This window comes from Thiomicrolovo sp. ZZH C-3, from assembly GCF_054862725.1.
Window position 1 is genome coordinate 1,003,450 of record NZ_JBTKXX010000001.1, and the last position, 15,757, is coordinate 1,019,206.

General features: G+C 59.1%; 19 protein-coding genes. 16 read left to right on the forward strand and 3 right to left on the reverse strand.

The window, feature by feature from the left end; all coding sequences use genetic code 11:
* Positions 1–150: 150 nt before the first annotated feature.
* From ACXWTF_RS05150 to ACXWTF_RS05160, 3 genes are read left to right on the forward strand one after another with little or no spacing between them, the layout of a single operon-like run.
* Entirely contained in the window at positions 151–747 is a 597-nt protein-coding gene (locus ACXWTF_RS05150) for a hypothetical protein (RefSeq protein WP_461713935.1), read from the forward strand.
* Complete coding sequence (locus ACXWTF_RS05155) at positions 744–1,817, forward strand: hypothetical protein (protein ID WP_461713936.1); 1,074 nt, start codon at positions 744–746, stop codon at positions 1,815–1,817. The genes ACXWTF_RS05150 and ACXWTF_RS05155 overlap by 4 nt, the downstream gene beginning before the upstream one ends.
* Before the next feature lie 7 nt (positions 1,818–1,824).
* On the forward strand, positions 1,825–2,646 hold the full coding sequence (locus ACXWTF_RS05160; protein WP_461713937.1) for a tyrosine-type recombinase/integrase: 822 nt from the start codon (positions 1,825–1,827) through the stop codon (positions 2,644–2,646).
* A 14-nt stretch (positions 2,647–2,660) separates the two neighbouring features.
* Here the strand turns inward: ACXWTF_RS05160 and ACXWTF_RS05165 are convergent, their stop codons facing one another.
* On the reverse strand, positions 2,661–3,326 hold the full coding sequence (locus ACXWTF_RS05165) for a M15 family metallopeptidase (protein WP_461713938.1): 666 nt from the start codon (positions 3,324–3,326) through the stop codon (positions 2,661–2,663).
* A 141-nt stretch (positions 3,327–3,467) separates the two neighbouring features.
* Between ACXWTF_RS05165 and ACXWTF_RS05170 the strand changes: the two genes are divergently transcribed.
* From ACXWTF_RS05170 to ACXWTF_RS05220, 11 genes are all read left to right on the forward strand, one after another.
* On the forward strand, positions 3,468–3,965 hold the full coding sequence (locus ACXWTF_RS05170; RefSeq protein ID WP_461713939.1) for a hypothetical protein: 498 nt from the start codon (positions 3,468–3,470) through the stop codon (positions 3,963–3,965).
* A 104-nt stretch (positions 3,966–4,069) separates the two neighbouring features.
* Complete coding sequence (locus ACXWTF_RS05175) at positions 4,070–4,261, forward strand: hypothetical protein (protein WP_231020941.1); 192 nt, start codon at positions 4,070–4,072, stop codon at positions 4,259–4,261.
* Between the two features lie 46 nt (positions 4,262–4,307).
* A complete protein-coding gene (locus ACXWTF_RS05180; RefSeq protein ID WP_461713940.1) occupies positions 4,308–5,396 on the forward strand; it encodes a radical SAM protein in 1,089 nt (362 codons plus the stop codon).
* Between the two features lie 80 nt (positions 5,397–5,476).
* Positions 5,477–6,013, forward strand: a complete 537-nt coding sequence (locus ACXWTF_RS05185) for a YbhB/YbcL family Raf kinase inhibitor-like protein (protein ID WP_461713941.1) — start codon at positions 5,477–5,479, stop codon at positions 6,011–6,013.
* 1 nt (position 6,014) lies between these two features.
* A complete protein-coding gene (locus ACXWTF_RS05190; RefSeq protein ID WP_461713942.1) occupies positions 6,015–6,635 on the forward strand; it encodes a DUF2238 domain-containing protein in 621 nt (206 codons plus the stop codon).
* On the forward strand, positions 6,628–7,563 hold the full coding sequence (locus ACXWTF_RS05195) for a sensor domain-containing diguanylate cyclase (protein ID WP_461713943.1): 936 nt from the start codon (positions 6,628–6,630) through the stop codon (positions 7,561–7,563). Before ACXWTF_RS05190 ends, ACXWTF_RS05195 begins: the two co-directional genes overlap by 8 nt.
* Before the next feature lie 37 nt (positions 7,564–7,600).
* Positions 7,601–7,957 (forward strand): hypothetical protein, encoded by a 357-nt coding sequence (locus ACXWTF_RS05200; protein ID WP_461713944.1) that lies wholly within the window; start codon positions 7,601–7,603, stop codon positions 7,955–7,957.
* Positions 7,957–8,580 (forward strand): type III pantothenate kinase, encoded by a 624-nt coding sequence (locus ACXWTF_RS05205; RefSeq protein ID WP_461713945.1) that lies wholly within the window; start codon positions 7,957–7,959, stop codon positions 8,578–8,580. The genes ACXWTF_RS05200 and ACXWTF_RS05205 overlap by 1 nt, the downstream gene beginning before the upstream one ends.
* Positions 8,574–9,191 carry an ATP phosphoribosyltransferase gene (hisG, locus tag ACXWTF_RS05210; protein WP_461713946.1) on the forward strand — a complete coding sequence of 206 codons (618 nt, stop codon included), beginning with the start codon at positions 8,574–8,576 and terminating at the stop codon, positions 9,189–9,191. The genes ACXWTF_RS05205 and hisG overlap by 7 nt, the downstream gene beginning before the upstream one ends.
* Positions 9,181–9,861, forward strand: a complete 681-nt coding sequence (locus tag ACXWTF_RS05215; RefSeq protein ID WP_461713947.1) for a class I SAM-dependent DNA methyltransferase — start codon at positions 9,181–9,183, stop codon at positions 9,859–9,861. Before hisG ends, ACXWTF_RS05215 begins: the two co-directional genes overlap by 11 nt.
* 46 nt (positions 9,862–9,907) lie before the next feature.
* The gene (locus tag ACXWTF_RS05220) at positions 9,908–11,104 is read left to right on the forward strand and encodes a hypothetical protein (RefSeq protein ID WP_461713948.1); all 1,197 of its coding nucleotides are present in this window, start codon (positions 9,908–9,910) and stop codon (positions 11,102–11,104) included.
* Here ACXWTF_RS05220 and ACXWTF_RS05225 read toward each other — a convergent pair.
* Positions 11,086–11,916 (reverse strand): iron-binding protein, encoded by an 831-nt coding sequence (locus ACXWTF_RS05225; protein ID WP_461713949.1) that lies wholly within the window; start codon positions 11,914–11,916, stop codon positions 11,086–11,088. The genes ACXWTF_RS05220 and ACXWTF_RS05225 overlap by 19 nt on opposite strands.
* On the reverse strand, positions 11,913–12,344 hold the full coding sequence (locus ACXWTF_RS05230; RefSeq protein ID WP_461713950.1) for an iron-sulfur cluster assembly scaffold protein: 432 nt from the start codon (positions 12,342–12,344) through the stop codon (positions 11,913–11,915). The genes ACXWTF_RS05225 and ACXWTF_RS05230 overlap by 4 nt, the downstream gene beginning before the upstream one ends.
* Before the next feature lie 91 nt (positions 12,345–12,435).
* Between ACXWTF_RS05230 and ACXWTF_RS05235 the strand changes: the two genes are divergently transcribed.
* Both ACXWTF_RS05235 and ACXWTF_RS05240 read left to right on the forward strand, forming a co-directional pair.
* Positions 12,436–14,196, forward strand: a complete 1,761-nt coding sequence (locus ACXWTF_RS05235; RefSeq protein ID WP_461714572.1) for a YgiQ family radical SAM protein — start codon at positions 12,436–12,438, stop codon at positions 14,194–14,196.
* 12 nt (positions 14,197–14,208) lie between these two features.
* Positions 14,209–15,747, forward strand: a complete 1,539-nt coding sequence (locus ACXWTF_RS05240) for a sensor histidine kinase (protein WP_461713951.1) — start codon at positions 14,209–14,211, stop codon at positions 15,745–15,747.
* Positions 15,748–15,757 lie beyond the last annotated feature (10 nt).

Consider the following 15,757-nt stretch of genomic DNA (forward strand, 5'->3'; position numbering starts at 1 on the left):
AAGAGCATAGAAAAATCTTATCACAATATTCACAAGCTTTTCATTGAAAAAGAACGTATGCAAGCCCGTTACCACATTTTTACCCTATTTAAGCTACACTTGCAGCATCTTACGGAAACGCCCACAGGGCGGTGTATCAGAGGAGTACGGGTGAGTCTCAAAGAGAATATCTCGATGGTCAAGGAAGAGCTGAGCACGGAGGAGCAGTTCTTTGAACAGGCAGTCAAAACGGAGCGGTTCGTCAAGAAGTACAAAAAACCGTTGATCGCGGCAGTGGCGGCGGTGGCGCTCGCCGTCATCGGAACGGCGGCGTACGACGCGTATGCCGGTTCCAAACGCGACGCGGCGAATGCCGCCTACCTGACCCTGCAGTCCGACCCGGCGAATACGGCGGCGAAAGAGACGCTCAAGGCAAACGCGCCGCTGCTCTTTGACGCATGGAAAATGTCCGAAGCGATCAAAAGCGGCGATGTGAAAGCGCTGCAAGCACTGGCGTCATCCCCGGCGTCCGAAGTCGCCGATGTCAGCAGCTATGAAGCGGCGGCGATCACCAAAGACGCCAAGGCGCTGGGCAGCTACAGCTACCGCCAGGGCGGGGTCTACAAAGAGATGGCCCTGATCGATGAAGCCGTGCTCCTGATGCAGGAGGGGAAAACGGATGAGGCGCACCGCCGTCTGCAGATGATCGGGGACCAGTCTCCGCTCGCGGCGCTGGCGGAAGCGCTTTCGCACTACGGCGTAAAATGATCAAGCAGGCCTCTCTCCTTCTCGTCGGCGCGCTGCTGGCCTTTTCGGGCTGCAGCAACAAAGAGTACTACACGCCGGAGCAGACCGTCAACGACTGGCCGGTCTGCAAAACGCCGAACCATTCGGCCGAAGCCATCGTCGGCGAACGCCCGAAGGTAGAGCAGATCCCGACCTGGCCGGCGTGCCGGCGTGCCGGGGTCCAGCTGGTCACGAAAGGGGCCGAGGGCGCTGTCGCGCGCCAAGGCCAGGTCGTCGGGAAAAGCGGCGTCAGCGGCTTCAAGATCCCCGACGGTGAACGTTTCCTCGGGCAGAGCGGCGGCTGGTACCTCTCGACGGGCATCGACGGCAACGTTACGCTGCAGCGCGACGACGCGAACGAGACGGAGCGGCTGGCGCTGGAAAAAACGGTCGCTGCTGCGAGCGTAGAGGGGGACTACCTGGCCGTCCTCTTCTCCAGCAACGATATCGGGATCTACCGTCTCTCCACCGGCAAGAGCTACTACAAGCTGCCGGGCACGCCGGCAACGGCGGTGGATGTCCGCATCGCCAACCCCTATTTCCTCGGGAACCTCGTCATCTTCCCGACCCTTGACGGCCGCCTCGTCGTCGTCAACTACGAGGAGAAGGAGCTGCTCCGCTCGACGGTGGTCAGTACCGAAACCTACTTTGACAACGTCTTCTACTTCAAAGTCATCGGCGACACGATGGTGGCGGCCACCCCGAACCGCCTTTTTTGTCTGAGCGACAAAGAGCGGCGGGAGAAACTCGACCTTCGTGACGTCGTCTTCGACGCGTCGGGTATCTGGGCGGCCACGAAAGAGGGCGAAGTGATCCACCTCACCACGGCACTGCAGCCGGTGGCCAAGCAGAAGTTCCCGTTTGCGCACTTCCTGGGGATGATCGTGGGCAAGGAGAAGCTCTACCTGCTCGAAAAAGAGGGCTACCTGATCGTCATGGACAAGGCGATGACGCAGACGGAGGTCTACAGCATCGCCCTGGATGACGGCATCAGCTTCACGGGGGAGAAAGCCTTCTACGTGCGCGACAAGATCATTACCGTCGAGGAGTAGCGTCGGCGTGTCCGGTCCGCTCGAAGCCTTTATCGAATATATCACCGTGACAAAGGCCCTGAGCAAGCGGACGGTCGAGGCGTACCGCTCTGACCTCGAACAGCTCGAAACGGCGGCGGAGCGTCCGCTGCTCTCCCTGGAAACTGCCGACGTGCTGAAACTGCTCGGCGGGATCGCCAACAAACGCACCCTCAACCGCAAACTCTCCTCGCTCAACGCCTTTTTCGCCTTCTGCCATTCGCGCCGCTTTACGGCGGAGGCGGAGAAGTTCGCACTGGCAAAGATTCCCAAACAGCTGCCGAAATTCCTCAGTTTCGATGCGATCGAACAGGGGGTCGCGGCCATCGGGACGGAGAAGTGGACGGATCTGCGCGACCGGGCGCTGATCATGTTCCTTTACGCGACGGGGGTGCGCATCAGCGAGGCATTGGCCGTCGAACGGAGCGATTTCGAGGGGGAGTGGCTGCGGGTGCGCCACGGTAAGGGGGAGAAGGAGCGGCTCGTTCCCGTCGCGGAGGCCGCGCGCCGTCTGATCGACCGCTACCTCGACGCGGTGCCCTTTGAGCGCAATCCGCTCTGGCTGAACCACCGGGGCAAAGTGCTCAGCCGCGTCTCCGCCTACAAGATCACCCGGAAGTATCTCGGGGTTTCGCCCCATGTCCTGCGCCACTCCTATGCCACGGCACTGATCCTCGGCGGGGCGGACCTGCGGGTCGTCCAGGAGCTGCTGGGGCACGCCTCGCTGCTGACGACGCAGGTCTATACCCATGTGCAGAAGCAGAACCTCAAAGAGACCGTGCTGCGCTACCACCCTTACAGCCACGCCTGACCGTCACAACCGGACTAGCGGATGGGGAAATCGAAGTAGCGGTCGGGGTAGGGTTCGTTTTCCAGCGTAAAGTGCCACCACTCCTCCGGAAGCGGCCGGAAACCGGCGCCGGTCATGACCCGGCGCAGCAACAGGCGGTTCGCGCGCTGCTGCGCCGTCACCGCCATACTTTCGGGCCACGACTCCGGCCCGAAGAAATCAAAGCCCGTTCCCATGTCCAGCTCCGCGCCGCTTTCAAGGTCGATCAGGGTGAGGTCCACCGTGCTGCCCCGTGAATGCCCCGAACGCGCCGCGATGTACCCCGCTTTGAAGAGCACGCTCTTGGCGACGCGGGGGTAGTAGGCTGCCTTCATCTTCGTATCGTCGAGATCCTTTGCCCAGCGTACGAAATGGTCGACGGCGCGCTGGGGACGGTAGGCGTCGAAGACCTTGAGGCCGAGGCCGAAAGGGGCAAGGGCGGTTTCCGCCTGCTTCAACGCTCCGGCTGCCGGACGGGTCAGGTAGCAGCGCGGCGCTTCGTACCCGTCAACGGGCCGACCGACAAAGTTGTTGCTTCCGAAATAACGTGCTTCGATGCGGAGGGAGGGAACGGCTTTTTTGAGATCGACGAAGTCGGGCGGAACCATGTCAGAGGCGGTACCGACGGAAAACAGTATCAAAAAGAGCAGGAGGGTACGCATCGCAAAAACCTTTTTCGGGGCATTATAGCACTTCGGAAAAGGTCGGCCTGCTTTAATCATAAATTCTAATATCAAAACGATGTGATTTCCTAAGAACGCGGGGCATAAAATGAAAGCGACCTTTTGCATGAAGGAGACGCGATGACGTACAGACAAAAAAGAAACTGGCATGGGGCCGTCTGCTGTGCTGTCCTGCTGCTGACGGGGCCCTCCCTTTGGGCGGCGGACAAGGCCGACATGCTCGAACAGGGGCGTTACGTCGCGGTGATGATGGGGTGCAACGACTGCCATACGCCCAACTATCTGATGCGCGAGGGGAACGTTCCCGAGAAACTCTGGCTGACGGGGAGTGCGTTTGGATGGCGCGGCCCCTGGGGGACGACCTACCCGACGAACCTGCGCAACCGACTGAGCCAGATGACCGAGGACAAATGGGTGGCGTACGCGAAAAACCTCAAAGCGCGTCCCCCCATGCCCTGGTTCAACCTGAACCAGATGAAAGAGAAGGATTTGCGGGCCTTTTACCGCTATGTGCGGCATCTGGGGGCGGCCGGAAGCGAGGCCCCCGCCTACGTTCCGCCGTCGGAGCAACCGCAGCCACCCTACGCGACATTCCCGCCGCCGCCTCCCGCACAATAGGGGTGAATAATTTTTAGAAAGAAATATGCATTATCCCCTGCGGAAAATTATCGGCAATACACTCTGTATCGTCGGTTCCGAAATTCATATGCAAGAGGGTCGTAATGTCTCAGAAAGTGCAAGTCAAAATCGAAGGTCTCCCGGAGGGAGCGGTCAGTGCTGAAACCATGCAGAAAAAGATCATGAAGAACATCGTTGCCGAGATCAAATCTGCCAATATGGACGGGCTGAACCCCTTCGACCTCGATATTGACGCAGGTCTGGATGTCGCCGTTGAGATGACGCCGGGCGCCTGACGTTCGTTAAAACTGCTGCCGCACTCCCGCGGCGGCGGGTACCTGTATGATCGCTTCCGTTATCCTCAAACTGACCGAAACGTGCAATCTCGACTGCACCTACTGTTATATGTTCAATTCCGAAGACAAGACCTACACGCGTGTCCCGAAATTTATGCCCCTCGAGACAGGCCTGAAGGCGCTTGAGCGCATCGGTGATTATCTGAGAAAGTATCCCGAGCGGTGCATACGCCTGGTGTTGCACGGCGGCGAACCCACGCTCTGGCCGGAAGCCTTCATGACCCCTTTCCTGGAAGCGGCGGGGGCGCTGCGCAGGGAGACGATGCGGCTGAGTATCGGTTTGCAGACCAATCTCTACGACTACGATGCAGCGCTGTTGCATCGGGTCGCGGCGGCGGGCGGTTCCATCGGGGTGAGCCTGGACGGCCCAGGGGTGTATAACGACCTGCGCCGGGTGACCAAGGGGGGCGGCGGCAGCTACGGGAGGGTTGCGGCGAATCTGAATCGGCTGGAAGCGGACGGGCTGCTCCCCTTTTTCGGTGGGGTACTCAGTGTCGCGGACCCCGACATTCCGCCCAGGGAGTATTTTGAGTGGATCAGGACGCTGCCCAAACAGCGGGTCAGCGTGCTCTGGCCCATCCACTACAACTACGATGCACGGCCAAAGCGCGATTACGGGGCGTGGTACGCCGATCTCTTCCGCCTCTGGGCCGGGGCGGACGATCCGTCGATCGATATCCGTATCTTCCGCGACGCGATCAAGCGGATGCTGGGCTCATCACAGCACGGTGACGGCATCGGGGGCGAAGGCCTCAACAGCATCATCGTCAGCAGCGACGGGCAGTATGAGCGTCACGATTATCTGCGCTATTTCGCCGACGGGGCGGTACGGACGGCGTTCAATGTCCGTGACCATTCGCTGGAAACGGCGGCGCAGGACCCGCTTATCCGACGCTGTGCCGATCTGCGCGGTACGCTGCCACCGGAGTGCGTCGCCTGCGGGCACTACGAGGTTTGCGGCGGGGGATTCGTCGCCAACCGGCTCGGCGGGGAGGGAGTGGACCTGACACGCAGATCGGTGATGTGCGAAGACCACAAGCGCTTTTTCGACACGGTCCGCGCATACCTCGGCTGAGTGCAGTACGGCGGGCCGTGTGCGGGCCGTTTCGGTAGTGTATAATGGGTGGCGTTAGATTTATGCGCAAAGGAGTCAACATGAAAGCAGTTGTGAGTATTCTGCTGATCGCCGCGGCGTGGCTGCATGCCGGGAATTTTACATTGACGAGCAGTGACCTTCAGGGACAGCTGACCATCAAGGAGGTCTTTAACGGCTTCGGGTGCAGCGGCGAAAACGTCTCGCCGGCACTGCAGTGGGCGAATGCGCCCAAGGGAACGAAGAGTTTTGCCGTCACCGTGTATGACCCGGATGCGCCGACGGGCAGCGGCTGGTGGCACTGGGTCGTCTTCAACCTGCCGGTTACAGTGACCTCCCTGCCTTCCGGTGCCGGCAACGGTGCCAAGGAGCTGATGCCAAAAACAGCCGTGCAGAGCATGACGAGCTTCGGACAGGCGGGGTTCGGCGGGGCCTGCCCGCCGGTCGGCGACCGGCCGCACCGCTACGTTTTCACGGTCTATGCCCTCGATGTCGCCGCGCTTGACCTGGACGCTTCGGCGATGCCGGCGCTGGTGGGGTATATGCTCAATGCCCATGCGATCGCCAAAGCATCGCTGATGGCTTACTACGGCCGCTAGTATGGGACGCCGTGCGGGGGCGGTATGGGTCGCGGTGTTCGCCGCTGTCCTGCTCTGGTCCGCAATTGCACCGAAAGACCGCCTGACCTGGGTGCTCGAGGTCACCCCCGCGCTCATCGGTTTCCTTGTGCTGGCCGCAACCTACCGCCGTTTTCCGCTGACGCCGCTGCTCTACTGGCTGATCCTCGTACACAGCATCATTTTGATGATCGGCGGCCACTACACCTATGCCGAAGTCCCTTTTTTCGACGGACTGCTTGAAAGCAGCCGCAACAACTATGACAAGGTCGGCCATTTCGCCCAGGGGTTCGTGCCGGCGCTGATCGCGCGGGAAGTGACGATCCGTCTGGATGTCATCCGGGGAGAGGGGTGGCGCTTCTTCTTCCTTGTCAGTTTCTGCCTGGGATTGAGTGCCTTTTACGAGCTGATCGAGTGGTGGGTTGCACTGCTCAGTGAAGAGGCGGCCGATGCTTTTTTGGGGACGCAGGGATATGTCTGGGATACACAGTCGGACATGGGCTACGCCCTGTCCGGCGCCCTTGCCGCGCTCCTGTTGCTGCGCCGGGTCCACGACCGTCAGCTGCAGCAGTATGTTCCCGCGCCAGGAGTCAATGGTGATTGACACGTCGCAGCTGTCTACACAGGTGTTCCACTCCCTCAACGAACAGATCGCGGTGATTGACAGCCGGGGGACGATCCTCGAGGTCAATGCTGCCTGGAAGCGGTTCGGAGAGGAAAACGGTCTGGCGGCAACCTTTGCGACGGTGGGATACAGTTATCTCTCCGTACTGGAGTCGTCGATCCTTTCCGGCGATACCCAGGCCATCGAAGCCTCTGCGGGTATCATGGATGTAATCATGGGCCGCCGGGAGGATTTCCGGTACGAGTACCCCTGTCACAGCCCGGAGAAGAAGCGTTGGTTTATGATGGATGTCTCCCCGCTGTACGGAAGCGATAAGTCAATGTTCGTGATCGCGCATTATGACATTACGCAGCGCTACCTGGCCGAGGAACATGCCGCGTTTCTCTCGCAGCATGACCCCTTGACCGGGCTGGCGAACCGGCGGCGTTTCGGTGAATTTGTCCAGGAAGCGATCCGGCGGGACGCACGCATCGGGCAGTCAGTGACGCTGCTGGAACTGGATCTGGACAACTTTAAATCCTTCAACGATGCGCTGGGGCACCCCGCCGGTGACGACTGCCTCGTGCAGGTCGCCGCGGTGCTCCAGGAGCACACCCGCCGACCGGATGACCTGGCGGTGCGCCTGGGCGGGGATGAGTTTGCCATTGTCCTGGGCGGGGACAATACCGATGCCCACCAGGAGATCGCCGAGACGATCCGCAGCGAGATCGAAGCGCTGGAGCTGGTGTTTGACAACGGCAGTAGAAGTGTCACGGCGAGCATCGGGGGCGTTGCATTGCAACCGACACCGGGCGAGCGGGTCGAGACCCTGCTCGCTGCGGCAGACCGGATGCTCTACCGGGCCAAGACACAGGGACGGAACCGGGTGGTTTTCGAACAGCTTCCGGCGTGGCAGGCCGATAGCTGATACGGTTTTACTACACTGCATGCGCTATAATGGCGCCATGAAATTGCTCCATTTTGAAGAGACACGCACCATGCTCAAACCCATTATCGACCGCCTCAACGCCAAAGGACTCATCTACAAAAACCTTGATGAGGTTCCGCCGAAGGCATTGGGGATCCGCAACCGTATCCGTCTCTTCAGCGCCACGGACCGGCAGGGCTACTACACGGCGATCTTCGTCGTCGCCCAGAAGAGCCGGGTCGTGATGAAAGACGTGGAAAAACTCGACATCATTCTGCGCAAGCTGGAACTCTACGTAGACCACGCGTTCAAACACCGTGTCCTGATGATCGATGCACCGCTCTGCTCCAAGGCCAAAGCCGCCTTTAAACAGCAAGGCTGGAAGCTCATCTGATGCTGCTGTGCGACATCGGCAATACTTCTTTCCATTTCTACGACGATGCGGATGGGCGCGATTACAGGGAAGATGCCGCTGCATTCGATCCGGCCGATGTGACGGTCCCTGTCTACTACATCAACGTTAATGCCGCGCTCCAGCCCCGCCTGGATGCTCTGGAAAACTGGACCGATCTTCGCCCTGCGATCGACTGGCATGACTACTACGCGACGATGGGTATCGACCGGGTCGCGGCCTGCGAGGCGGTCGAAGAGGGCGTCATCGTCGATGCCGGCAGCGCTGTCACGGTCGATGTTGTGCGCGGGGGACGTTTCGAGGGCGGATTCATCTACCCGGGGGTTTCGGCGCTCTTGGAGACCTACCGCCGTATCTCCCCGCGCCTGGACAACTCATTCAATTTTGATATGCAATTGGATAAAATGCCGAAAAATACGCGGGATGCGATCAGTTACGGTGCCCTGGGCCTTTTGGCCAAAGAGGTGTCCGGTTACGGCCTGCCGGTCTACCTCACCGGCGGGGACGCATCGCTGCTCATGCCGCTGTTCAGCAGGCCGATCGTTGCGCCGCTGCTGCTGTTCTCGGGTATGAAAAAGATCATTCAAAAGGCTGGACTATGTTGACCGTCGCACTGCCGAAGGGCAGAATCGCCAAAGAGACCCTCGAAATTTTCGAGACGATTTTCGGAGAGACGTTCGCTTTCGACGACCGCAAGCTGATTCTCGATACGCCGAACTTCCGTTTTCTGCTGGTACGTAACCAGGACGTGGCGACCTATGTCTACCACCAGGCGGCCGACATCGGCGTCGTGGGGCTTGACACCCTCGAAGAACAGGGGCTCGACGTGATCCGCCTGCTGGACCTCGGCCGCGGTTACTGCCGTGTCGCCATCGGGATGAAGAAGGGCGAGAAGCTCGACCTGACCAAGCCGGAGATCAAGGTCGCGACCAAGATGGTCAACATCACCAAGCGCTACTTTGCCGAGCGCGCCGTCGCCGCCGACGTTATCAAGCTCTACGGCTCCATCGAACTGGCCCCGCTGGTCGGGCTGGCGGATATGATCGTCGATATCGTCGAAACGGGAACAACGATGAAACAGAACGGCCTGGAGGTCGTCGAGGAGATCATGGAGTCGACGACGCACCTGATCGCCAACAAGAACAGCTACTTTGAGAAAAAAGCGGAGATTCTCGACATCTACGAGAAGATCAACAAGGTCGTCAGTGAGTCTTGACCTCTACGCGAAGGCCGAACACCTGCTCGGCATCGAGGAGTCGACCGAACGGCTGCATGACCTCTACCTGAATACCCTGCAAAACTACCCGGCCAAAACGCTGCTCGATATCGGCTGCGGCCGCGGTTTCCTGATGGAGAAGGCGCAGGAGGCAGGCATGGTCTGCACGGGCATCGACCAGAGCGCGGTGATGGTGGAGGCCGCCGCGGCCAAAGGGCTTGATGTCTCGCGCAAAGGGATCTGCGAAGTCGGGGGGAGCTACGATGCGGCCGTGGCCGTTTTCGATGTGCTCAACTTCCTCGATAAAGACGGACTCTTTGTCTTTTTGCAGTGTGTGGCACAGCGGCTCAACCCCGGCGGGGTCTTCATTGCCGACATCAATACCCTCCACGGCTTTACGGATGTTGCGGAAGGGACGATGACGAACGAGGATGATACGCATTTCCTGACCGTCGATGCCTATTTTGAATCCGAAGAGCTGCACACGCAGTTCACCCTTTTTTCGAAGACGTCGCCGGAGTGCTATGTCAAAGAGCAGTCGGAGATCGTGCAGTGGTTCCACCCGCTCAAACGGTTCCGCAACGTCCCGAACCTCAAACTGACCCACTACAAGAATATCTCGCTTTACGACACGAACGACAAGATGCTGCTGGTGTTCCAGGCGGTCTAGTCGGTCGCCGTTCGTGAAAATAGCCCTGTAATGTTATACTCTAGGCATGAAAATGCCGGGGCTCGTTTACCTTTTTGTTATTTTTGTCCTGCCGGCTATCCTGTCTGCACAGGAAGAACCCGAATCATTCCCCTCCGTTTTTGACGTCCCCGTTCCCGAATGCAACTGCAGCGCCCTGGTCAACGAGATCAATCTCCGCCGTACGCTCAGCATCACCGACTGGAAGATGTACCTGCAGGAAGAGCAGGGGTGGTTTGAGAGCAGCCTGGAGTATATGGATGCGTTTCATGCGGATATCACGCAGAAGGTGCATCTGCTCTCGGCGAATACGGATCAGCAGCTGGCCAGCTGGAGCGGGCGCGAAACGAAAAAGAAGCGCCGCCGCGTCCCCAGGGACGGTAATGCCAGTGAAGGGCTCTCCGACTACTTTAACCGGTTGTTCCATGACGACACTTTTCTCTACAGCGGCGAAAGGAGTTACCTGATCCTGCGCGGGGGTGCGGAGTATAACGAGGAGGAGGGGTGGAAGTTCCTCAACAATATCCGCTTTGCGATGAAACTGCCTCATACCCAGGAGCAGCTCCAGATCTTTGTCGGCGACCCGCTGGCGGACAAAGACAAGGATGTTATTTCGGAGAACGGCGAAGTGGACGAAACGACCGGGGTGGGGGCGCGCTATTTCCTGCCGGATTTCCTTCTGGACGTCAAAGCGAGTGTTTCCGCCGGTTTCCGGGGATTGACAAACCCCTTTACGCAGGGGCGTGTTGAGTACCGGTCCAACTTTTACGACTGGCTGATCCGGCCGGTGCAGTATGTGGACTACTCCGTCGACAGGCAGTTTTACGAGGAGACCGACCTTTACATCGACCGCCGGATCTCGAAAGAGGAACTCGTCCGTCTGCAGCTGCAGCGCTCAACCGAGACGGACAATGCGGGAATGGCATACAAGGTGGCGCTCTCCTATTTCAACACTCTCGGCTTCAGGGCGGGATTCCGTACTTTTGCATCGGCGTCGGGACGCACGGTGGTTGACAACTCCCAAAGCACCGATACGAATGAGACCGTCGTCGAGATGACCCCCGGTATCTACCGGTACAGCGTCGGTATCGGTTGGAAACAGGCGTTCGCGCGCCGGTGGCTCTTTTACGAGATTATCCCCCGAATCGATTACGACATGCAGTACAACTGGCGGCCGAACTACGTCTGCCAGTTCTGGCTGGAGATCTATTTCGGCGATACCTGATCGAGCAGTTTCTTCATCAATTCAATGTGGTAGCTCTCCTGGAAGTTGATGAAATCAAAAAAGGCGGAGAGCTCCTCGTCCCGGACCGCTTCGGCGAGGGAGCGGCACTGCTCTTTGGCATTCTCCTCCTCGGCGATACCGTTACGGATAAAGGCATCGAGATCGTCGATCCTGTAGGTCCGTTCATCCAGGGGACGGGGCAGGGCGAGGAGCCCCATCTTCGCCATCATGTTCCCGAACGATTTCAGGTGGAACTGGGATTCGTCGATGAGGTCCTGGTAGATGTCGCGCTCGAGCAGGTTGCTGCTTTCGTTCTGCACATAGGCGTAGATGAGGATCAGCTCATACTCTTTGTAGGACTCCTCGAACAAAAAGAGGGTCAGGGCATCGGTCTGCGCTTTGTCAAGGGATTTGCCCGGCAGGGTGCGGTGGCGGTCGAAGGCGGTCACGGGGGCGTTGGAACCGGGATGCTCCTGCAGCGCCTTCAGTCTTGCGATAAGGTATTCGTCGTCGGTGGTCATCCGTGTTGTAATCGGGGAACCCGGGTAGAGGGCCATGGTCGCCTTGACGGCGGCCGTCAGGGCTTTCAAGGCTTCAAACGTGTCGGCGGGCCGGCCGAGGTCGATGTCGCGGTCGTAGGTATAGGGTGTATTGCTTTCCGCCAGGGAGCGCGCGATCCAGCGCATATGCCTGAAGGCGATCTGGGCATGGTCGTAGAGCTCGGATTTTACCGCTTCGTCTTCGACCATAAAAGAGGTAAATAGTATGTGCAGCCAGAGGGCGTGTTTGCGCGCAAAAACGTCCGCTGTCATGCCGTCTCCTCCGTCGCGCAGCTGCTGGCGATGGCGATCCGGTGCAGCTCCTCCTCCCCGCCCTTTGCGCGGTGGGCCAGGTTCAGCAGGGCGGCCCTGAATGCCGTGAGAACGAGTTCCGAACAGGCCCGCTGTTTTTCGGGGGCATCGGCGACCTTCTCTTCCATCTTGTGCATCAGCGCCGTGGCTTCGGCGATGCCCGCCCCTTTGACCATCTCGGTGAAGACGGAGCCGAGGACGACCGTATCCTGGCAGCCGTTGGTCGCAAAGGCGATCTCGTTGACCGCCCCGGTCTCTTTGCCGAGGTACAGGATGACATACTCGCCGCTGCGCTCGTCGTAGCCGATCCCGACCCCGCCCGGGTCATCCAGTTTGCCGTAGTTTTTCGGCGCCGTCATATGTTCGATGATCTCGTCGTTCAGTTCCATTTTCCCCCCTGTGTGCACTTCTTGTGATATTATTCTAACCTTATATGCTTAGAAGGAGCGCACGCAGCGCTGCTTTCGTGAAGGAGATGCCCTGAGCCGCCGCAAACCCGTCAAAGACAACGGTTTTACCGCCGACGATTTTCTTGTAACGACCCCCGAGGCGATGCAGCGCCGCGGCTGGGAACAGCTTGACGTCATCCTCGTCAGCGGCGACGCCTATATCGATTCGCCCTTTATCGGCGTGGCGATGGTGGGGCGCATTCTCGAGCGTGAGGGGTACCGGGTCGGTATTATCGGCCAGCCCGACATTGAGAGCGCCGGGGACATCACCCGGCTCGGTGAGCCCCGGCTCTTCTGGGGGGTGAGCGGCGGGAGCGTCGACTCGATGGTCTCCAACTACACAGCGACAAAGAAGTTCCGCAACAGCGATGACTACACCCCCGGCGGCAAGAACAACAAACGCCCGGACCGTGCAACCCTGGTCTATACGAACCTGATCCGCCGCCATTTCAAAAACACGGTCCCGATCGTGCTCGGCGGGATCGAAGCGAGCCTGCGCCGTATCACCCACTACGACTACTGGAGCAACAAGCTGCGCAAACCGATCCTCTTTGACGCCAAGGCGGATTATCTGATCTACGGGATGGGGGAGATCGCGCTGCTTGACCTGACGCATGCGCTGGAAAAGGACGAGGACCCGTCGACGGTGCGCGGGGTCTGCTACATCTCCAAAACGCCGGAACCCGGATACATCCAGCTCCCTTCCCATGCCGAGTGTCTGAAGGAGAAGGAGCGCTACATTGATATGTTCCAATACTTTTACGACAACAACGACCCCATCTCCGCCAAGGGGCTCTGCGAGGAGGTCGACGGCCGCTATTTGATCCAGAACCCGCCGTGCGACTATCTCAGCGAACCGGAGATGGACGGCCTCTCCGCCATGCCCTTTACGCGGGAGCTTCACCCCTATCACAAAAAAGAGGGGGAGGTGAAGTGCCTGGAGACCATCAAGTTCTCCATCATGACCCACCAGGGGTGCTGGGGCGAATGCAACTTCTGCGCCATCGGTGTGCACCAGGGGCGCACCATCCGCACCCGTTCGGAAGCCTCTATCGTCGGCGAAGCGAAGGCCTTTACCGAGTACGAAGACTTCAAGGGGATCATCTCCGACGTCGGGGGGCCGACGGCGAACATGTACGGTTACGAATGTAACAAGAAGCTCAAGCTCGGCACCTGCGATCATCAGCGCTGTGTCGACTCGCGCCACCTCTGCTCCTCCATGAAGGTGGACCACTCCCGCAACATCAACCTGCTGCGCCAGGTGCGGGAAGTGCCGGGGATCAAGAAGGCCTTTGTCGCGTCGGGGATCCGCTACGACCTGATCAACGAGGACAAACGCCACGGTTATGACTACCTCAAAGAGCTTGTCCGTCACCATATTTCCGGACAGATGAAGGTGGCGCCGGAGCATACGCAGCAGCATGTTCTGGACCTGATGGGCAAGCCGGGCAAGCAGACACTGATCGATTTTAAAAAGCTTTATGATAAACTTAACGCAGATGAGGGGAAAAAGCAGTTTTTGACGTACTATCTCATAGCGGCGCATCCGGGTTGTACGGAAGCGGACATGCATGAGCTGAAGCGCTTCACGTCCGAAGAGCTCAAGATGAACCCGGAACAGGCGCAGGTATTCACGCCGACGCCGGGGACGTGGTCGTCGGTGATGTATTACACCGAGATGGATCCGGAGACACGAGAGCGGATCTTTGTCGAAAAAGATACGCGCCGCAAAGAGAAGCAAAAAGAGATCGTCGTTAAAAAACAGCAGTTCAGGAGCGGTTTCGCCAGTTAAAGGAGCAGACAATTGGCACTGTTTGGAAAGCTATTTAAGAAAAAAGAGCCCTCGAGGCCGGAAGTTGTTCCGGTCGAGGCGGTCGAATTGCAAGACGCCCCGTTCAACCTCAATGATACGTTGCGCGATGTCGCGAATATCCTCTCCCTTGATGCGCAGGAGAAGCGTATCTCCATCGTTTATCGGATGAAAAAGAATGTCCCTTCCGCCGTTATCGGCGACCGTTACAAGCTCTCCCGTCTTTTGAGCGACATTATCGGGAATGCGATCGATTTCACCGACAAACGCGAGGATGTCGTTGTCCAGATCAGCCGGAACGAAAGCAATGACGAGGCGCTGGAACTCCATTTCGAGGTGATCGATTACGGGGTCGGAATGGACGAGACGGTGATCGAAGAGACCATGATGCCGATGCTGACCAGCGACATGCCCGCAGCAGCGTTTGAGATCCGCGGCAGCGGGCTGCAGCGTGCCCGTGACATCGTCCACGCGATGCAGGGCAGCATTCGCATGAGCAGTCGGCCGAAAAAGGGTACGCGGGTCAATTTCCATCTGCTCCTCTCCGCCGAAGACCTTAAAGAAAAACGCCACTACCGTCTGCCGAACAAAGAGGGCGTCGGGCGCAAGACCCTGGTGGTCGACAACGATATCGGCAGCGCGAAGGCCGTGGTACCGATGCTGGAGTATTTCCGTCACGACGTGACCGTCGGCAAAACGGCGGACCTGGCTTTCATGGAGTCTTACGATATCGTGATGGTCTCCTCCGAGTACTGGAGCGACGAACTCTACGCGGATATCCAGAAGCTGGGTGAGACATGCCCGAAGATCGTGATGATCGAGAGCATGATCAACCACCAGGAGGTGGAAGAACGCGCGCTGGAATATGTCGACTGGCTGATCTATAAGCCTTTTACCCAGCAGTTCGTCTTCGAGATGCTGGTGGCGCTCTATTCCGATGCGCTCAGTACGGCTCCGGGAGAGCTTGAAACCCCGGCAGATGAAGCCGCACCGGCCGAACCTATTGCCGAAGCGGCAGCCCCGGAAGAGCGCGCTCCAGCGCAACCGGCTCCGGAAGAGGCTGCGCCCGCGGCGGAACCGGCCAAAACGAAAACGGTGTCGGTGGTCGAGGCCTTCCTCAACGGGACGGTCATAAGCGGCGAGCAGAATGATCGCAGCGTCTTTTGCAAATCGGCCCACCAGTTCTTCGTGGCGGCGGACGGCCTGGCCCACAGCGGCAACGACTACGCGGCCTTTGTCGAGAAGCTCAAGGAGGCGATCTGGAAGTATGTCAAAGCAGACCGCGTGCTCATGGGCATGATCGACCAGGGACAGCTGGGCGAGGCGGCGGAGTACTGCGCCAAGATGAAGCACCCCCTCGCCGAACTCGGCGTCTACAAGCTTGCCTGCCTGGCCGACCTGCTCGAAGCGGCGTGCCGGGAGCGGAATGCGGAGGATATCGCGGCGTTGACCAATGCCGTAGCTTTTATTCTCAAACAGTCGATTGCGTCGCTTGATCAGTTCATCGAACAATCGAAATACAAAATCCGCTAGGGGGTGGCGG